We start from the raw sequence: 15,065 nt of genomic DNA on the forward strand, positions 1-15,065 counted from the left end.
TTGATGATGTTGGAATTCGACATGGAATTGGAGCAACTCGCTCAAATAAAAGTAATCGGCGTCGGCGGCGGCGGCAGCAATGCGGTTAACCGAATGATTGAAAATGGGGTAAAAGGTGTTGACTTCATTACCGTCAATACGGATGCTCAGGCGCTGCATTTGTCGAAATCCGAGCACAAGCTGCAAATCGGCGATAAGCTGACACGCGGACTCGGTGCGGGCGCTAACCCGGAAGTGGGTAAGAAAGCGGCTGAGGAATCCCGTGATCTCGCACTCAACCAGCTGAAAGGCTCGGACATGGTATTCGTTACCGCAGGTATGGGCGGTGGCACAGGCACAGGCGCTGCGCCTGTTATAGCTGAAATCGCAAGAGAATGCGGAGCGCTGACTGTAGGCGTAGTAACCCGTCCATTCACCTTCGAAGGCCGCAAGCGCGCCGCACAAGCGGAAATGGGCATAGAAGCGCTTAAAGAGAAAGTAGATACACTGATCGTTATCCCAAATGACCGTCTTTTGGAAATTGTCGACAAGAAGACGCCTATGCTGGAAGCGTTCCGTGAAGCGGATAACGTGCTTCGTCAAGCGGTGCAAGGTATTTCCGATTTGATCCAAGTACCGGGTCTGATCAACCTTGACTTCGCAGACGTTAAGACGATTATGACAGAGCGCGGCTCTGCACTGATGGGAATCGGGGAAGCCAGCGGTGAGAACCGTGCAGCAGAAGCGGCGAAAAAAGCGATTATGAGCCCGCTGCTGGAAACGTCCATTGATGGCGCACGTGGCGTTATTATGAACATTACAGGCGGCAGCAACCTGAGCCTGTATGAAGTTAATGAAGCAGCTGAAATTGTTATTTCCGCTTCCGATCCGGAAGTGAATATGATTTTTGGTGCCATTATTGACGATAATTTGAAAGATGAAATCAAAGTTACCGTCATTGCGACTGGCTTTGAACACAAGGCCGCTCCGGCTGCTAGACGCTCGCCGCAGCAGCAGGGAGAATCAGAGACTCGCCAGCCGGCAAGTCCGACCTCCGCGCCTGCTTCGACATCGTCTGTCAAGCCTTTTGGCGCAAGCACTTCGAGCGATCAGCTTGAGATTCCAGCCTTTTTGCGCAACCGTCCACGCAGCGATCGCTAGATGGCGGTTTACAGCCTACAAGAAAGCCCGCTTTTCCCATTAGCATTTGGGAGAAGCGGGCTTTTTGCGCTTCCTTTCCAAGCAGGAACGAGGCAAAGACACTTTTGTTGCTGTCAAACGACCGCTTGTCCTGCCGTTTTTTATTCGCGCGCTCGACAAAAAAAGATGGCTCACCCCGTCATGATTAGACAGACTTTGAAATAGGATTTTAATATACTAGTCTCAATCGTTCTCACCGGCGCCATGAAGCAAGCCTGGCGGACGGAATTCGCAGGAAGGTGACGATTGTGGCTATATATGTCGATGTCATGTTTGTGCGGGAGCTGCTGGTCGACGGCGGGCTGCTGCTGACGACAGCATGGGCGAGGAACATTCGTGCCAAGCCATGGCGGGTGCTCGCCGCTGCAAGTGTTGGAGCCAGCTACGTCGTGCTCATGTTGTTTCCGATGCTGTCCGTCCTGTTTACCTTGGTTGTCAAGCTAGGCATCTCGATGCTGATGTTATGGATTGCCTTTGGTTATGGGTCGATTCAGCATTTTCTTCGCACGACGGCAGCCTTTTATGCCGTTAATTTTGTGGCGGCAGGAGCGATCATCGGCATTTATTATTTGCTGATGCAGGGCTCGGGAGAAGTATGGAGAACGATTGCCTTCGTCGATGGAAGCATGCATGTTGAGCTGAAAATGAGCCTTATTTATTTATTTGCAGCGTTTTGTATCGGGCTGTATATATACCGCACCGTGTTGACGCAGCGTCGTGAAAGGGAGTTGGTGCAAACTCATCTTGCCGATGTAAGTATTCATATTGAAAATCAGGAATTCCGCTGCATCGGATTGATTGATACGGGCAATCAGCTCTATGATCCGTTGTCGCGAACTCCGGTAATGGTCGTTGAAGCCGCTCTTTGGCAAAATGAATTGCCTCCTTCATGGTTGCAAAGCATTCGTGAGGCCGAGGTGGATCGTCTGGTCGCAGGCATGGGTGATGACGTCTTTATTTGGCAGCATCGCTTGCGCCTCATTCCTTACCGCGGCGTCAACCGCGGCTCGCAATTTATGCTGGCGCTAAAACCGGATTTTGTCCGAATTGAGCGGGATGGCTGCAGTTATGTCGCGAAAAAAGTGTTGATTGGGCTTGATGGCGGCAAGCTGACAGCAGACAGCTCGTATCAGGCGATCATTCATCCCGCACTTGTGCAGACTCCGCAAGCGGATGCGAGGACAGGAGACTGAAAATACTACGATTATCGGGGAGGGATAGGCCGGATGCTCGTCAAGTGGAAATTGGTTCTGCAGTTATATTATTATCGGACTTTATTTTTATTCGGACTAAAAAGCGAAGAGATTTATTATATCGGTGGAAGCGAAGCGCTGCCGCCTCCCTTGACGCGGGAAGAGGAAGAATATTTGCTGGGCAAGCTGCCCTCTGGGGATACGGCTATTCGGGCAATGCTCATTGAGCGCAACCTGCGGCTTGTCGTATACATTGCCCGCAAATTCGAAAATACAGGCATTCACATTGAGGATTTGGTGTCCATAGGCGCCATTGGCTTAATTAAAGCGGTCAACACCTTTGATCCTGAGAAAAAAATCAAGCTGGCGACTTATGCGTCGCGCTGTATTGAGAATGAAATTCTAATGTATTTGCGGCGCAACAACAAAACGCGTACCGAGGTCTCTTTTGACGAGCCGCTGAATATTGATTGGGATGGCAATGAGCTGCTGCTGTCGGATGTGCTCGGAACGGAAAACGATACGATTTACCGCAATATTGAGGAGCAGGTTGATCGCAAGCTGCTGCATAAGGCGCTCGACAAGCTGACGGAGCGTGAACGCATCATTATGGAGCTGCGATTCGGGCTTGCGGATGGGGAAGAGAAAACGCAGAAGGACGTTGCCGATCTGCTCGGTATCTCTCAATCTTACATTTCGCGTTTAGAAAAACGCATTATTAAGCGGCTGCGCAAGGAGTTCAACAAAATGGTATAAAAGGGCAATCCATAGAGTTGCAAAGCGGAGTGCTGAGCAGGAATATTTCGGGCGTCCGAGGAGATAATGAACATTAATGTTTCTCCTTGGGAGGTAATCACGTTGGCACGAAATAAAGTTGAGATCTGTGGAGTGGATACCGCGAAACTGCCTGTACTGACAAATGTTGAAATGCGGGAGCTGTTCACCGCTTTGCAAACCCGCAATGAGTGGGCAGCCAGAGAGAAATTGGTTAATGGCAACTTGAGGCTTGTGCTCAGTGTCATTCAACGGTTTAACAATAGGGGAGAGTTTGTAGACGACTTGTTCCAGGTCGGCTGCATTGGACTTATGAAGGCGATAGATAATTTTGATCTTGGCCAGAACGTCAAATTTTCCACCTATGCCGTCCCGATGATTATCGGGGAAATACGCCGTTATTTGCGCGACAATAACCCGATTCGCGTATCGCGAAGCCTGCGGGATATCGCTTATAAAGCGCTGCAAGCCAGAGACAGCCTGACGAATCAAAATTCGCGCGAGCCGACGATTTTTGAAATTTCCGAAATGCTGAATGTTCCAAAGGAAGATGTTGTGTTCGCGCTTGATGCGATTCAGGATCCGGTATCGTTGTTTGAGCCGATTTACCATGACGGCGGCGATCCGATTTATGTGATGGATCAAATTAGTGACGACAAAAACAAAGACGTGTCGTGGATTGAGGAAATCGCACTTCGCGAAGCGATGCATAAGCTGAACAATCGGGAAAAAATGATTTTGTCGATGCGGTTTTTCGAAGGCAAGACGCAAATGGAGGTCGCCGATGAAATCGGCATCTCGCAGGCGCAAGTATCACGACTAGAAAAGTCGGCTATCCAGCAAATGCAGAAGCATGTCAAATCGTAGACGCTCGTGAAAAAGATGCAGCGCTGCGTGAAGGCTTGGCTTTCACGCAGCTCGCCTTTTGGGAAGCAGGCCGGACAATGATGTCCGGTCTTTTTAATGTCTCTTAGTCCCTTTTAAACGCTTTTTGCAAGGTGCGGGGCAGCTGATTATGCTTGCTGGCTGCTGCTAACGGCGGTTATTTTGCGAAAGAGGACATTTTGGGCGCGTCTTACATATACTGATATAAGAGACAGCACAGCTAGGCTGGGCATGGAGCCCGGTCATAAAATGGTTATTCATCCCGCTGGAAAAGTGGTGAGCTGAAAAATGAAAATATCTGATTTTCAGACGAAGGATGTCATTAATATTGTGGACGGCAAGAAGCTCGGGCATATTACCGATTTGGAGCTGGATTTGCGGCAGGGACGTATCGATTCCATCGTCATTCCGCAGTACAGCCGCTTTATGGGGCTGTTTGGCGGGCCAGGCGGAGAGGTCGTCATTCCTTGGCGCAACATTGTGAAAATCGGGGCGGACGTTGTGCTCGTTCGCATGGATGAAACGAAGCAGCGCCTGGAGGAAGAGGATTTGCACGCAAGAGGATAACAGGGTAAACTGCATAAAGAGGTGATGACCCGAATGGAAGCTTTTAAGTGGAATCATTCAGCGAAGAATCCTTCGCTTTTTTTGTTGTCTAATTGGATGGATGAAAATAAACAGCTGACAGCCGGATTTACCGGCCGCGATGGCGGCGTAAGCGCCGCTCCTTGGGCGACACTGAATATGGGGCTCCATGTCGGCGATGCAGATCGCGACGTCATTCACAACCGCCAGCGGGTCGTAGAGGCGGTCGGCTTTCCCTTTGAGGCGTGGACCTGCGCGGAGCAGGTTCACGGCGCTGATGTATATAAAGTAACCGAACAGGACGCTGGGCGGGGCAGGGATTCCCGCAGCAGCGCGATTGCCGATACCGATGCCCTTATGACGGATGTGCCGGGCATTTTGCTCGCTTCCTTTTATGCGGATTGCGTGCCGCTTTATTTCTATGATGCTGAGCATCAAGCGGTAGCGCTTGCCCATGCGGGCTGGAAAGGAACGGTTGCAGCCATTGCCAAAGTGACGCTTGAGGCGATGGCCGCGCAATATGGCACAAGAGCAGAGAATGTGCGTGCAGCAATCGGTCCATCGATTGGCGGCTGCTGTTATGAGGTCGATCAAACGGTCATTGGCAAGGTGCTTCCTATACTCGATTCCTTCGAGCTGAACGGCGAAGAAGCGCGTAATACGTTGATTAAGCTGCTGCCAAATGGCAAGGCGATGGTCGACTTGAAAGAAATTAACCGTCAGATTATGATAAAAGCAGGAATTATGCCGATCCATATCGAATTAACACAGTGGTGTACTGGCTGTCGTCAGGATTTGTTTTTCTCCCATCGGATGGAAGGCGGCAAAACTGGACGAATGGCCAGCTGGATAGGGATTGCAAAGAGGTGACGAAATTGGATAGCTCATTAACAGGGCGGATAGCAGAAGTACAGCGCCGGATCGATGCAGCATGTGAGAGAAGCGGTCGTAAGCCGGAGGATGTGAACGTTATTGCGGTGACTAAATATGTATCGCTCGCTACAGCTGTTCAGGCGTTTGACGAGGGACTTCGCCATTTAGGCGAAAACCGCTTTCAGGACGCGCTGCCCAAGTGGGAAGCGATTAGCGGCGAAACAGCCGAAGGAGGCGATGGACAAGCCATCTGGCATTTCATCGGTTCGCTGCAGACGAATAAGGTTAAAGATGTCATAGGGAAGTTTACATACATTCACTCGCTGGATCGTTTGTCGCTTGCACAGGCGATTGAGAAGCGAGCAGCGCAGCTTGGCGTGCAGGTGCCCTGTATGATTCAGGTTAATGTATCGGGCGAAGATTCCAAGCATGGCCTTGAACCGGAGCAGCTGCCGGAGCTTTTGGAAGCGATTAAAAGCTTTCAGTATGTACAGCCGGTGGGCTTAATGACGATGGCGCCTTATGAGGCTGAAGCTGAGCAGACCCGGCCCGTATTCCGCGCGTTGCGGGAGCTGAGGGATAAGATGAATGCAACAGTGGCTTTGAACGCTCCGCTGACGGAACTTTCCATGGGCATGTCGAACGACTTTGAGGTCGCGATTGAAGAGGGCGCAACGTGGGTTAGATTAGGAACGATACTTGTGGGAAAAGAGGGATGACGAATGGGCGTTATGAATAAGTTTATGAATTTTCTTGGTTTGCAGGAGGAAGAAGAGATTATTGAACGGGAAAGAAGCGCGCAGCCGGAGGAGCCAGACCATGAAATTGAAACCTCTCCGTTCGAAGCACGTAAAAATACAAAGGGCAACAACATTGTAAGCATACATTCGCAGAAAAATGTACGAGTCATCTTGAGCGAGCCGCGCTCCTACGATGAGGCGCAGGATATTGCCGATCATCTGCGTTCGCGCCGTGCCGTCATTGTGAATCTGCAGCGTGTGCGTACAGACCTCGCGCTTCGCATTGTTGATTTCCTCAGCGGTACAGTGTACGCTTTGGGTGGAAATATTTCGAAGCTCGGCCCGAACATTTTCCTATGTACGCCGGATTCGGTTGAAATTCAAGGGTCGATTACGGAAATGATGGCAGAGGACAATGAATACTCCAAAATGAGGTGACCACCGATTGTTTAGTAGTGTATCAGGGCTCATAATGAACCTTCAAAGTATTTACAGCTTTATGATTATTGGTTATGTTTTAATGTCGTGGCTGCCGAATGCGCGCGAAAGCTTTATTGGCGTATTTTTAGGCAAGCTGGTTGAGCCTTACTTAGGCATTTTCCGCCGTTTCATTCCATCGATTGGTGGCATGATCGATATTTCCCCAATCGTAGCGATTTTTGCGCTTCGTTTTGTGGCAATGGGGCTCATTGCGGTAGTAGGCTTTATACTGCCGGGCTAGACTTCAAAAGTTAGGAAGGGAATTTCAATGAAATTACCTATATATGACCATTTCCACCCGGACGAGAAGCCATTCGTAGACCGGGCATGGGAATGGGTGGAACGGTCCGCACAGCAGCATGAGCTGAAGCGGACCGATTTTTTGGACCCGAGACAGGCGCAAATCGTGCAAAGTCTCGTCAATCGCCATCCAGATGTCGAACTGCGGCTCGATGGCGGCTATCCCGAGGCAGAGCGCTGCCGGGCGATTATCGGGCCGGATTATCGGGATTTAGACCAAGAGCTTGCTGCTATCGCTGTGCTGGAGGTTCAGGTCAGCGGCCCGGGCGGGGCAAGCCAGCAGCTCGATCACGGCGATTACCTTGGCGCTTTGCTTGGCCTTGGCATCAAGCGTGACCGAGTAGGGGACATTCATGTCCATGAAACTTTCGCTCACATTATGATGACGGAAGACATTGCGGACTATTTGAACGTTCATTTGCGACAGGTGCACCGTGCGAGCGTATTGACTGAAATCATTCCATTGTCTTCTTTGTCGCCAGTAGTGCCAGAGCTGCAGGAAATGAGCTTTACAGTCGCTTCGATGCGGGTGGATGGTATTGCGAGCGATGTGCATCGGATCAGCCGCACGAAGATTGTAGATCCAATCCGCGCCGGCAGATGCCGGGTGAACTGGAAAACGGTGGAGGACCCGTCCGAGCAGCTGCGCGAAGGCGATGTCGTTTCCATAAAAGGGTTGGGCCGATTTAAAGTTTTGGAGGCGGATGGCGTGACGAAGAAAGGCAGAATTCGGCTGAAGGTGGGCAAATTTATTTAGCTCTATTGCAGGATTTTGCTGGCGGTTGTCGAATCCTTTCCACAGCAAATGTTTTCCGGTATGGAAATAAGTCGAGGAGGTGCGCCGATGCCGTTAACGCCATTGGACATACATAATAAGGAATTTGGTCGCCGGTTGCGCGGCTATGACGAGGATGAGGTCAATGAATTTCTTGACCAGGTCATTAAAGATTATGAAACGATTATCCGCGAAAATAAGGAGCTGCAAAATCAGATCCTTAATATGCAGGAGAAGCTGAACCACTTCTCGAACATCGAAGAGACGCTGAGCAAGACGATTATCGTCGCACAAGAGGCGGCTGACGAGGTTCGAAACAATGCGAAGAAGGAAGCGCAGCTGATCATTAAGGAAGCGGAGAAAAATGCGGATCGCATTATTAATGACTCGCTGAGCAAGTCGCGCAAAGTATCGGTTGAGGTTGAAGAGCTGAAGAAGCAGGCGTCGATCTTCCGTGCACGGTTCCGTACGCTTGTAGAAGCGCAGCTGGAGCTGCTGAGCCAGGACGATTGGAGAACGCTTGATCCGGGCCAGCATCCAGAGCTGGAACAGCTTTCTCGTGGTTAATCCACACAAGGCTAATTGACAACGGGGCAGCGATACGCTATAAATAGGATTAATGATTGTTAAGATGTAAAACTTCGTTGACGAGAACGAGTATGTATCGTTGCTTGATCCCCAGAGAGTCGTTGCTTTGCTGCAAGACGACGTTCAAGCGGTTACAGAATATCCTCTCCGAGAAGCAGCGCCGAAACTTTGCCTAGCCAGTTGTGATTTACGGCTGCACGGTAGAAGGAGTAAGGGCTGACGGTCCGTCCTCCGTTACAGGGACCGTGGATGCTGCGGCATTCACGCCAAAGGTGCCGTTTTTTAGGCTGCTCGTGCAGCGTAGTTGACGGAACAAGGGTGGTAACGCGAGCAAGCCTCGTCCCTTCTACAGGGGCGGGGCTTTATTTTTTTGAAAATATAAGCCCGTATAAGTTTCACTCTTATAAAGGGCTTCTATTTCATCGCGAAACGGTAGTTTTGCCGCCAGAGGATGGCGACTGCCGTTTACGCTTGAAATATAAGCCTGCATAAGTTTCACACTTATTAATGGGCTTCTATTTCATCGCGAAACGGAAGCTTCGTCGCCAAAGGACGACTACAGCCGTTTACGCTTGTCGGGAGGAATTTTAAGATGCAACGTGTAGATGTAAAGGAAAAAGCAAGAACGCGCGAGCTTCGCGTATTAAAGCAGTGGGCGGATAACGATACGTTCAAAAAGTCGATTGAAAATCGGGAAGGCAAGCCGAATTTCGTGTTTTATGAAGGGCCGCCGACCGCTAACGGCGCGCCGCATATCGGCCACGTGCTGGGCCGCGTCATTAAAGATTTTATTTGCCGCTACAAAACGATGTCCGGCTACCGTGTTGTGCGCAAAGCGGGCTGGGATACGCATGGTTTGCCTGTTGAGCTTGGTGTTGAGAAGCAGCTCGGCATTTCCGGCAAGCAGGAGATCGAGAATTACGGCGTAGAAGCTTTTATCAAAAAATGCAAGGACAGCGTCTTTGAATATGAGAAGCAGTGGCGTGAGCTCACCGAGGGCATCGCTTATTGGACAGATCTTGACAATCCGTACATTACGCTTAAAAACGAATATATCGAAAGTGTATGGCATATTCTCTCGACGATTCATAACAAGGGCTTGCTGTATCGCGGCCACCGCGTCAGCCCGTATTGCCCTTGCTGCCAAACGACGCTGAGCTCCCATGAGGTTGCGCAAGGCTATGAGGATGTTAAAGATTTGAGTGCAACGGTCAAGTTTAAGCTTGCAGGCACTGGCGAATTCGTACTCGCATGGACGACTACGCCTTGGACGCTGCCGGGAAACGTAGCGCTGGCCGTTCATCCGGAGCTTGAATACGTCCGTGTAGCAAGCGGTGGAGAAGTATTTATCGTCGCTAAAAGCTTGGTAGAGAGCGTATTTAAGGAGGAGCACGAAGTGCTGTCCTCGCTAAAGGGCTCCGAGCTGGTTGGTCAAAGCTATGAGCCGCCTTTCCATTACGTTGCCGTTGAAAATGCTCATAAAGTCATCGCTGGCGATTTCGTAAGCGATACGAGCGGTACGGGTATCGTACACATTGCGCCGGCATACGGTGAGGATGACTATAGAGTAGCACGCCAGAACGGCATCAGCATGCTGAACGTCGTGAACAATGCGGGCCGTTACGTCGATGAAGTGACAGACCTCGCTGGACGCTTCGTCAAAGATTGCGATGTCGACATTGTGAAAATGCTCAGCGAGCGCGGCCTGCTGTTCTCGAAAGAACGTTATGAGCATAGCTATCCGTTCTGCTGGCGTTGTAAATCGCCTTTGCTGTATTACGCGACAGAAAGCTGGTTCATTGAGACGACTGCGGTTAAAGATCAGCTGATCGCTAACAACAATGGGGTAGACTGGTACCCAGGTCATATCCGCGATGGACGCTTCGGCAAATTCCTTGAAGATCTGGTGGACTGGAACATCAGCCGTAACCGCTATTGGGGAACGCCGCTGAACGTATGGATTTGCGAAGCGACGGGCAAGCAATATTCGCCTGGCAGCATTGCCGATCTGCGCGAGCGTGCGGTTGGCGACGTGCCGGAGGATATTGAGCTGCATAAGCCTTACGTCGATGAAATCAAGCTGAAATCGCCGTTCGCCGAAGGCGCAGTCATGACGCGTACGCCGGAAGTGATTGATGTATGGTTCGACAGCGGCTCGATGCCGTTTGCGCAGCATCATGTTCCTTTTGAAAATGCCGACCGTTTCGCCGAGCAGTATCCGGCTGATATGATTTGCGAAGGCATCGATCAGACGCGCGGCTGGTTCTACAGCCTGCTTGCGGTATCGACGCTATACAATGGCAAGGCACCGTATAAAGCGGTTATTTCAACCGGACATATTTTGGATGAAAATGGTCAGAAAATGTCCAAATCCAAAGGCAATGTCATTGATCCTTGGGAAATTATCAACGAGTACGGCACGGATGCTTTCCGTTGGGCTTTGCTTGCGGATAGCGCACCGTGGAACAGCAAGCGTTTCTCACGTTCGATCGTAGGCGAAGCAAAATCCAAAGTCATTGACACCATTGTCAACACGCATGCTTTCTATGCGCTGTATGCGACTATTGATGGCTTCGATCACAAAACGCATGAAGAGCGCCATTCTGCGAATAAGCTGGATCGCTGGATCGTCTCGCGCCTGAACAGCCTGATCAAGACGGCTGTGAAAGGACTTGACGGAAATGACTTCCTGAACCCGGCGAAGGCGATTGAAATTTTCGTTGACGAGCTGAGCAACTGGTACATCCGTCGTTCCCGTGACCGTTTCTGGGGCAGCGGCCTTACCGAGGACAAAATCAATGCCTATCAAACGCTGCGTCATGTGCTGCTGACACTGGCTCGCGTCATTGCGCCATATGCGCCGCTGCTGGCGGAAGACCTCTACGGCAATCTTGGCGGCGGAGAAAGCGTCCATCTAGCAAACTATCCTACAGCAGACGAGTCCGCAATTGACCTAACGCTAGAGCAGGATATGGAGAGCGCGAAGCAAATCGTGGAGCTTGCCCGCAACGTCCGCAACGAAACGGGCATCAAGACGCGTCAGCCGCTGTCTGAGCTGATCGTGTCCCTTGACCGCGAGTTTGACGTAGCAGGCTATGAGGAAATCGTGAAGGATGAAATCAACGTAAAATCGATCGTCGTGCAAAACAGCGACAGCGGATTTGTAGATTTCACGCTTAAGCTGAACCTCAAAGTTGCCGGTAAAAAATACGGCAAAAACGTTGGCCCGATTCAGGCTCATCTGAAATCGTTGTCGGCCGATGAGACGCGTGCTGTTATAGCACACGGATCGCTCGCTATGGCGGTGGATGCGGAGGAGCTGTTCATTCCTGTCGAGGAGCTTCTCGTTGAGAAACAAGCGAAATCCGGCTTTGCGTCCGCCTCGGGCAGCGGCATTACCGTAGCCTTGAACACGGACATTACGCCTGAGCTGGAGCAAGAGGGCTGGGTGCGCGAAATCATCCGTGCGGTTCAAGATACGCGTAAAAAGCTGGATCTGCCAATTGAGAAGCGCATTGACCTGGTGCTCAGCGTCGATGAAGGACTGCGCGCAGCGCTTGAAACGTTCAGTCATGTGCTGGAGGAAAATGTACTGCTGAGCAGCGTTTCCTATGAAGAGCTGGAAGACAGCGAGCGGGTCCAATTGGGCGAGAAGGAAATTGGCATTTTGATCAAAGGCTAAGGTGCGAAGAAAATTGTGCCAAGTTTCTCATATTCAGCATAAGAAAAAGGCGTTTAAGGATATAGTATAAGGAGCAAATAAAAAACGAGCATAGCTTATGCTCGTTTTTCCTTATTTTATGCCCAGGAGGGATGCCGAGATGAAAGAGTTGGAGCGTAAGCCGATTCGTTCAGTGAAGGAAGAGCAGTCGCTTGAACATACGCTGAGCAAGCTGGATAGCAGGCTGAGCAAAATAGCGGCGGAAATGGAACGTACGCAAATAGCAGAATATGTGGATTTGCTGAATCGGCCGATTAGCCTCATATGGCGCAATGTGCTTGCTGGATTGGCGAGAGGCGTCGGTATTGCGATTGGCTTTACCTTTTTTGCAGCGACGATTCTTTATGTATTGCAAATTTTGGGGGCGCTCAATTTGCCGATTATCGGCGATTATATCGCAGATATCGTTCGCATTGTGCAGATTCAGCTGGAAGGAAAAAACTATTAAGCAGCCGATTACATATGCGGACAAACGTTCCGCTATTTATTCATAATACCAGTATTATAAGCGCAAGGGCATTTTTATGAACAAATAACGGAAGCTGCCGTCCGTGAGGAAACGTATTTAACTGTCCTGCTCTAAATGGTGGTCGCCTTCTTCACTCTCCATATAACGCTTATATTGTGAATTATGAATAATGGACACATGGCGTCCGGTTATGTCGGTGGCGACGAAGCTTTCCAGCTGCTCCACAAAACCGTCGTTTTCCTCTGAGGCGGAGCCGATATGCGCATAATCGGTCGCCTCGGGATTGCCGGACATGGCGGGGGAGTCGGAGTTGCCCCATTGCTCGACGATTTGCCAGGCATCCTCGCCGTCGAAGCCGGCCCAGCCTGTGTATGCTTTTTCACTGGAGTAGCCGTAAGGCAGTTGGATCGTTTCTTCCTCAATAGGACGATTGTAGGTTAACTCTTGGCGCGGGGCATGGTCCAGGCAATATAAGCAATCTGGAATAGCCTCCAGACGTTCGTATGGAATAGGCTCCTTGCACACGATGCAGGAACCGTATGTCCCGTTTTGAAAAGCTTCAAGCGCTGCGTCGATACGGTTCAAATGCAGCTCCTCCTGCTCCAGCAATGCGATATCCTTGCTGCGCTCGAACATATCAGTTCCGGCATCGGCAGGATGATTGTCGATGGTTGTAAGATCGCTGCTATTCGATTTCCATCCCGTATCAAGACCATAATGGCCATTATGCTCTAGTCGTTGTTCAATGTCTTGCTTGTCCGATATTAATCGAGCGTGCAGCTCGCTAAGCTGTTCCATCGTAGGCAGCCGCATGGCAGGCACCATCCTTTGTTCATTTAGTCCTCCGCACCGCAGAGGCTGGCTCATTCCATATTGACTATGCTACAATAGCTTGGGACATATGACGGAATGTTATGCAGACGGATAGGTCCAGCATGCACAACGAAAGGAGAAAGTAGATGCGTTATTACTACTACTGGATCGCTTTATTCGTATTTGTTGTAGATTTTATAACGAAGAAAATAATTGCGACAAAGCTGAATCTGGGTGATTTGATTAGTGTAATTGGCAATTTCTTTTACATTACTTCGCACCGCAACAGGGGAGCTGCCTTTGGCATTTTGCAGGAGCAGCGTTTATTTTTTATCATCATTACAATTGTTATTTTAGCCGCGATTATCTGGTACATACAAACGACTCGGAAGCTCGGCAAAGTATGGTTGCTAACAGGGCTTGGACTTGTGCTTGGCGGAGCGTTCGGCAATTTTCTTGATCGGGCCATGTATGGCGAAGTTGTCGATTTCCTGCTGTTTAATTTCGGAAGCTATTCGTTCCCGATTTTTAATGTCGCTGATTCGGCGATTTGCATTGGTGTCGTGCTGATATTAATTGATGCCTTGCTGACCTCGAAACAAGAGAAGCAGGATCAAATGAGAAGTGAAAAGGATAAGGAGTCTAACCCGAATGAGCAGCAAACCGTTTGATGGACAAGAAGTAGAGCAAGAGATGGAGCAGGAAGAGCAGGAACAATTGGGGTTTGTCATTAACGAGGATCAGGCTGGGGAACGTCTGGATAAAGTCGTAACCGAAGCTATGGATGATCCGGCCATATCGCGTACCCAGGTACAGGAATGGCTCAAGGCCCAAGCCGTTACGGTGAACGGACAAACAGGCAAAAGAAATTATAAAGTTGCCGCGGGCGACGTTATCGTCGTTACAATTCCAGAACCGGAAGAGGCGGTCATTGATCCTGAAAATATACCGCTTGATATCGTCTATGAGGATAGCGACGTCATCGTTATTAATAAGCCGCGCGGATTAGTCGTTCACCCTGCGCCGGGTCATTCATCCGGTACCGTTGTCAACGCGCTCATGTATCATTGTAAAGACTTGTCGGGCATTAACGGTGTACTTCGTCCCGGCATTGTCCATCGCATTGACAAGGACACCTCAGGGCTGCTGATGATCGCGAAAAATGATTTGGCTCACGCTTCGCTCGCTGCGCAGCTGAAGGATCATTCGATTACGCGCAAATATATCGGTTTGGTGCATGGCAATTTGCCGCATGACCACGGCACGATTGATGCGCCAATCGGCAGGGATACGAATGACCGTAAAATGTTTACGGTTACGGAGCGCAACAGCAAGCATGCGGTAACGCATTTCATGGTTATCGAGCGAATTGGGGAAGACTATTCACTAGTGGAGCTCCAGCTGGAGACAGGGCGGACACATCAAATCCGCGTACATTTAAAATATATTGGCTATCCGCTTGCAGGCGATCCGATGTATGGACGCAACAAGACGGTAGCGCTTAAGGGACAAGCGCTGCATGCGGCGGTGCTTGGCTTCAAGCATCCGCGCACAGGCGAGCAGATGCATTTCGAAGCGCCAATTCCTGGCGATATGAACCATATATTGAATGTGCTGCGCGGCCGATAAGCCGATGCCGTCCATGTGCATGGCAGCACAGTAGCGCAAAAATACAAACTTTTGGGCAAAT

The 15,065-nt window shown here is 50.2% G+C and carries 16 protein-coding genes and 1 other annotated feature; of the genes, 15 read left to right on the forward strand and 1 reads right to left on the reverse strand.

What is annotated here, in order from left to right; translation table 11 throughout:
• Positions 1 to 6: 6 nt before the first annotated feature.
• The 13 genes from ftsZ (at position 7) to WH37_RS09930 (ending at position 12,541) form a co-directional block, all read left to right on the forward strand.
• Entirely contained in the window at positions 7 to 1,140 is a 1,134-nt protein-coding gene (gene ftsZ, locus WH37_RS09870; protein ID WP_046230419.1) for a cell division protein FtsZ, read from the forward strand.
• Between the two features lie 287 nt (positions 1,141 to 1,427).
• Entirely contained in the window at positions 1,428 to 2,372 is a 945-nt protein-coding gene (spoIIGA, locus tag WH37_RS09875) for a sigma-E processing peptidase SpoIIGA (protein WP_046230420.1), read from the forward strand.
• Positions 2,373 to 2,405: 33 nt separating this feature from the next.
• Complete coding sequence (gene sigE / locus WH37_RS09880) at positions 2,406 to 3,128, forward strand: RNA polymerase sporulation sigma factor SigE (protein WP_046230421.1); 723 nt, start codon at positions 2,406 to 2,408, stop codon at positions 3,126 to 3,128.
• A 102-nt stretch (positions 3,129 to 3,230) separates the two neighbouring features.
• Positions 3,231 to 4,013: an RNA polymerase sporulation sigma factor SigG gene (gene sigG / locus WH37_RS09885; RefSeq protein ID WP_046230422.1), complete on the forward strand. Its 783-nt coding sequence runs from the start codon at positions 3,231 to 3,233 to the stop codon at positions 4,011 to 4,013.
• A gap of 306 nt (positions 4,014 to 4,319) precedes the next feature.
• A complete protein-coding gene (locus WH37_RS09890) occupies positions 4,320 to 4,598 on the forward strand; it encodes a YlmC/YmxH family sporulation protein (RefSeq protein ID WP_046230423.1) in 279 nt (92 codons plus the stop codon).
• A gap of 33 nt (positions 4,599 to 4,631) precedes the next feature.
• Positions 4,632 to 5,486: a peptidoglycan editing factor PgeF gene (gene pgeF, locus WH37_RS09895; protein WP_046230424.1), complete on the forward strand. Its 855-nt coding sequence runs from the start codon at positions 4,632 to 4,634 to the stop codon at positions 5,484 to 5,486.
• A 5-nt stretch (positions 5,487 to 5,491) separates the two neighbouring features.
• A complete protein-coding gene (locus WH37_RS09900) occupies positions 5,492 to 6,208 on the forward strand; it encodes a YggS family pyridoxal phosphate-dependent enzyme (RefSeq protein ID WP_046230425.1) in 717 nt (238 codons plus the stop codon).
• 3 nt (positions 6,209 to 6,211) lie between these two features.
• Positions 6,212 to 6,667 (forward strand): cell division protein SepF, encoded by a 456-nt coding sequence (locus WH37_RS09905; protein ID WP_046230426.1) that lies wholly within the window; start codon positions 6,212 to 6,214, stop codon positions 6,665 to 6,667.
• Between the two features lie 34 nt (positions 6,668 to 6,701).
• Positions 6,702 to 6,950 (forward strand): YggT family protein, encoded by a 249-nt coding sequence (locus WH37_RS09910; RefSeq protein WP_046230427.1) that lies wholly within the window; start codon positions 6,702 to 6,704, stop codon positions 6,948 to 6,950.
• 27 nt (positions 6,951 to 6,977) lie between these two features.
• The gene (locus WH37_RS09915) at positions 6,978 to 7,766 is read left to right on the forward strand and encodes a YlmH family RNA-binding protein (RefSeq protein ID WP_046230428.1); all 789 of its coding nucleotides are present in this window, start codon (positions 6,978 to 6,980) and stop codon (positions 7,764 to 7,766) included.
• Positions 7,767 to 7,853: 87 nt separating this feature from the next.
• Positions 7,854 to 8,351: a DivIVA domain-containing protein gene (locus tag WH37_RS09920; protein ID WP_046230429.1), complete on the forward strand. Its 498-nt coding sequence runs from the start codon at positions 7,854 to 7,856 to the stop codon at positions 8,349 to 8,351.
• A gap of 68 nt (positions 8,352 to 8,419) precedes the next feature.
• Positions 8,420 to 8,720, forward strand: a binding site (T-box leader).
• A gap of 244 nt (positions 8,721 to 8,964) precedes the next feature.
• A complete protein-coding gene (gene ileS, locus WH37_RS09925; RefSeq protein WP_046230430.1) occupies positions 8,965 to 12,054 on the forward strand; it encodes an isoleucine--tRNA ligase in 3,090 nt (1,029 codons plus the stop codon).
• A 139-nt stretch (positions 12,055 to 12,193) separates the two neighbouring features.
• Positions 12,194 to 12,541 carry a DUF5665 domain-containing protein gene (locus WH37_RS09930; RefSeq protein ID WP_099520895.1) on the forward strand — a complete coding sequence of 116 codons (348 nt, stop codon included), beginning with the start codon at positions 12,194 to 12,196 and terminating at the stop codon, positions 12,539 to 12,541.
• 117 nt (positions 12,542 to 12,658) lie between these two features.
• On the opposite strand, the gene WH37_RS09935 is transcribed toward WH37_RS09930, so the two are convergent.
• Complete coding sequence (locus WH37_RS09935) at positions 12,659 to 13,375, reverse strand: TraR/DksA C4-type zinc finger protein (RefSeq protein ID WP_046230800.1); 717 nt, start codon at positions 13,373 to 13,375, stop codon at positions 12,659 to 12,661.
• Between the two features lie 146 nt (positions 13,376 to 13,521).
• Here WH37_RS09935 and lspA point away from each other — a divergent pair, with 146 nt between their 5' ends.
• Positions 13,522 to 14,046, forward strand: coding sequence for a signal peptidase II (lspA, locus tag WH37_RS09940; protein ID WP_046230431.1), 525 nt, complete (start codon positions 13,522 to 13,524; stop codon positions 14,044 to 14,046).
• Positions 14,027 to 15,004, forward strand: coding sequence for an RluA family pseudouridine synthase (locus WH37_RS09945; RefSeq protein ID WP_046230432.1), 978 nt, complete (start codon positions 14,027 to 14,029; stop codon positions 15,002 to 15,004). Before lspA ends, WH37_RS09945 begins: the two co-directional genes overlap by 20 nt.
• Positions 15,005 to 15,065 lie beyond the last annotated feature (61 nt).

The sequence above is a fragment of the Paenibacillus algorifonticola genome (assembly GCF_000971975.1).
Classification (GTDB): domain Bacteria; phylum Bacillota; class Bacilli; order Paenibacillales; family Paenibacillaceae; genus Pristimantibacillus; species Pristimantibacillus algorifonticola.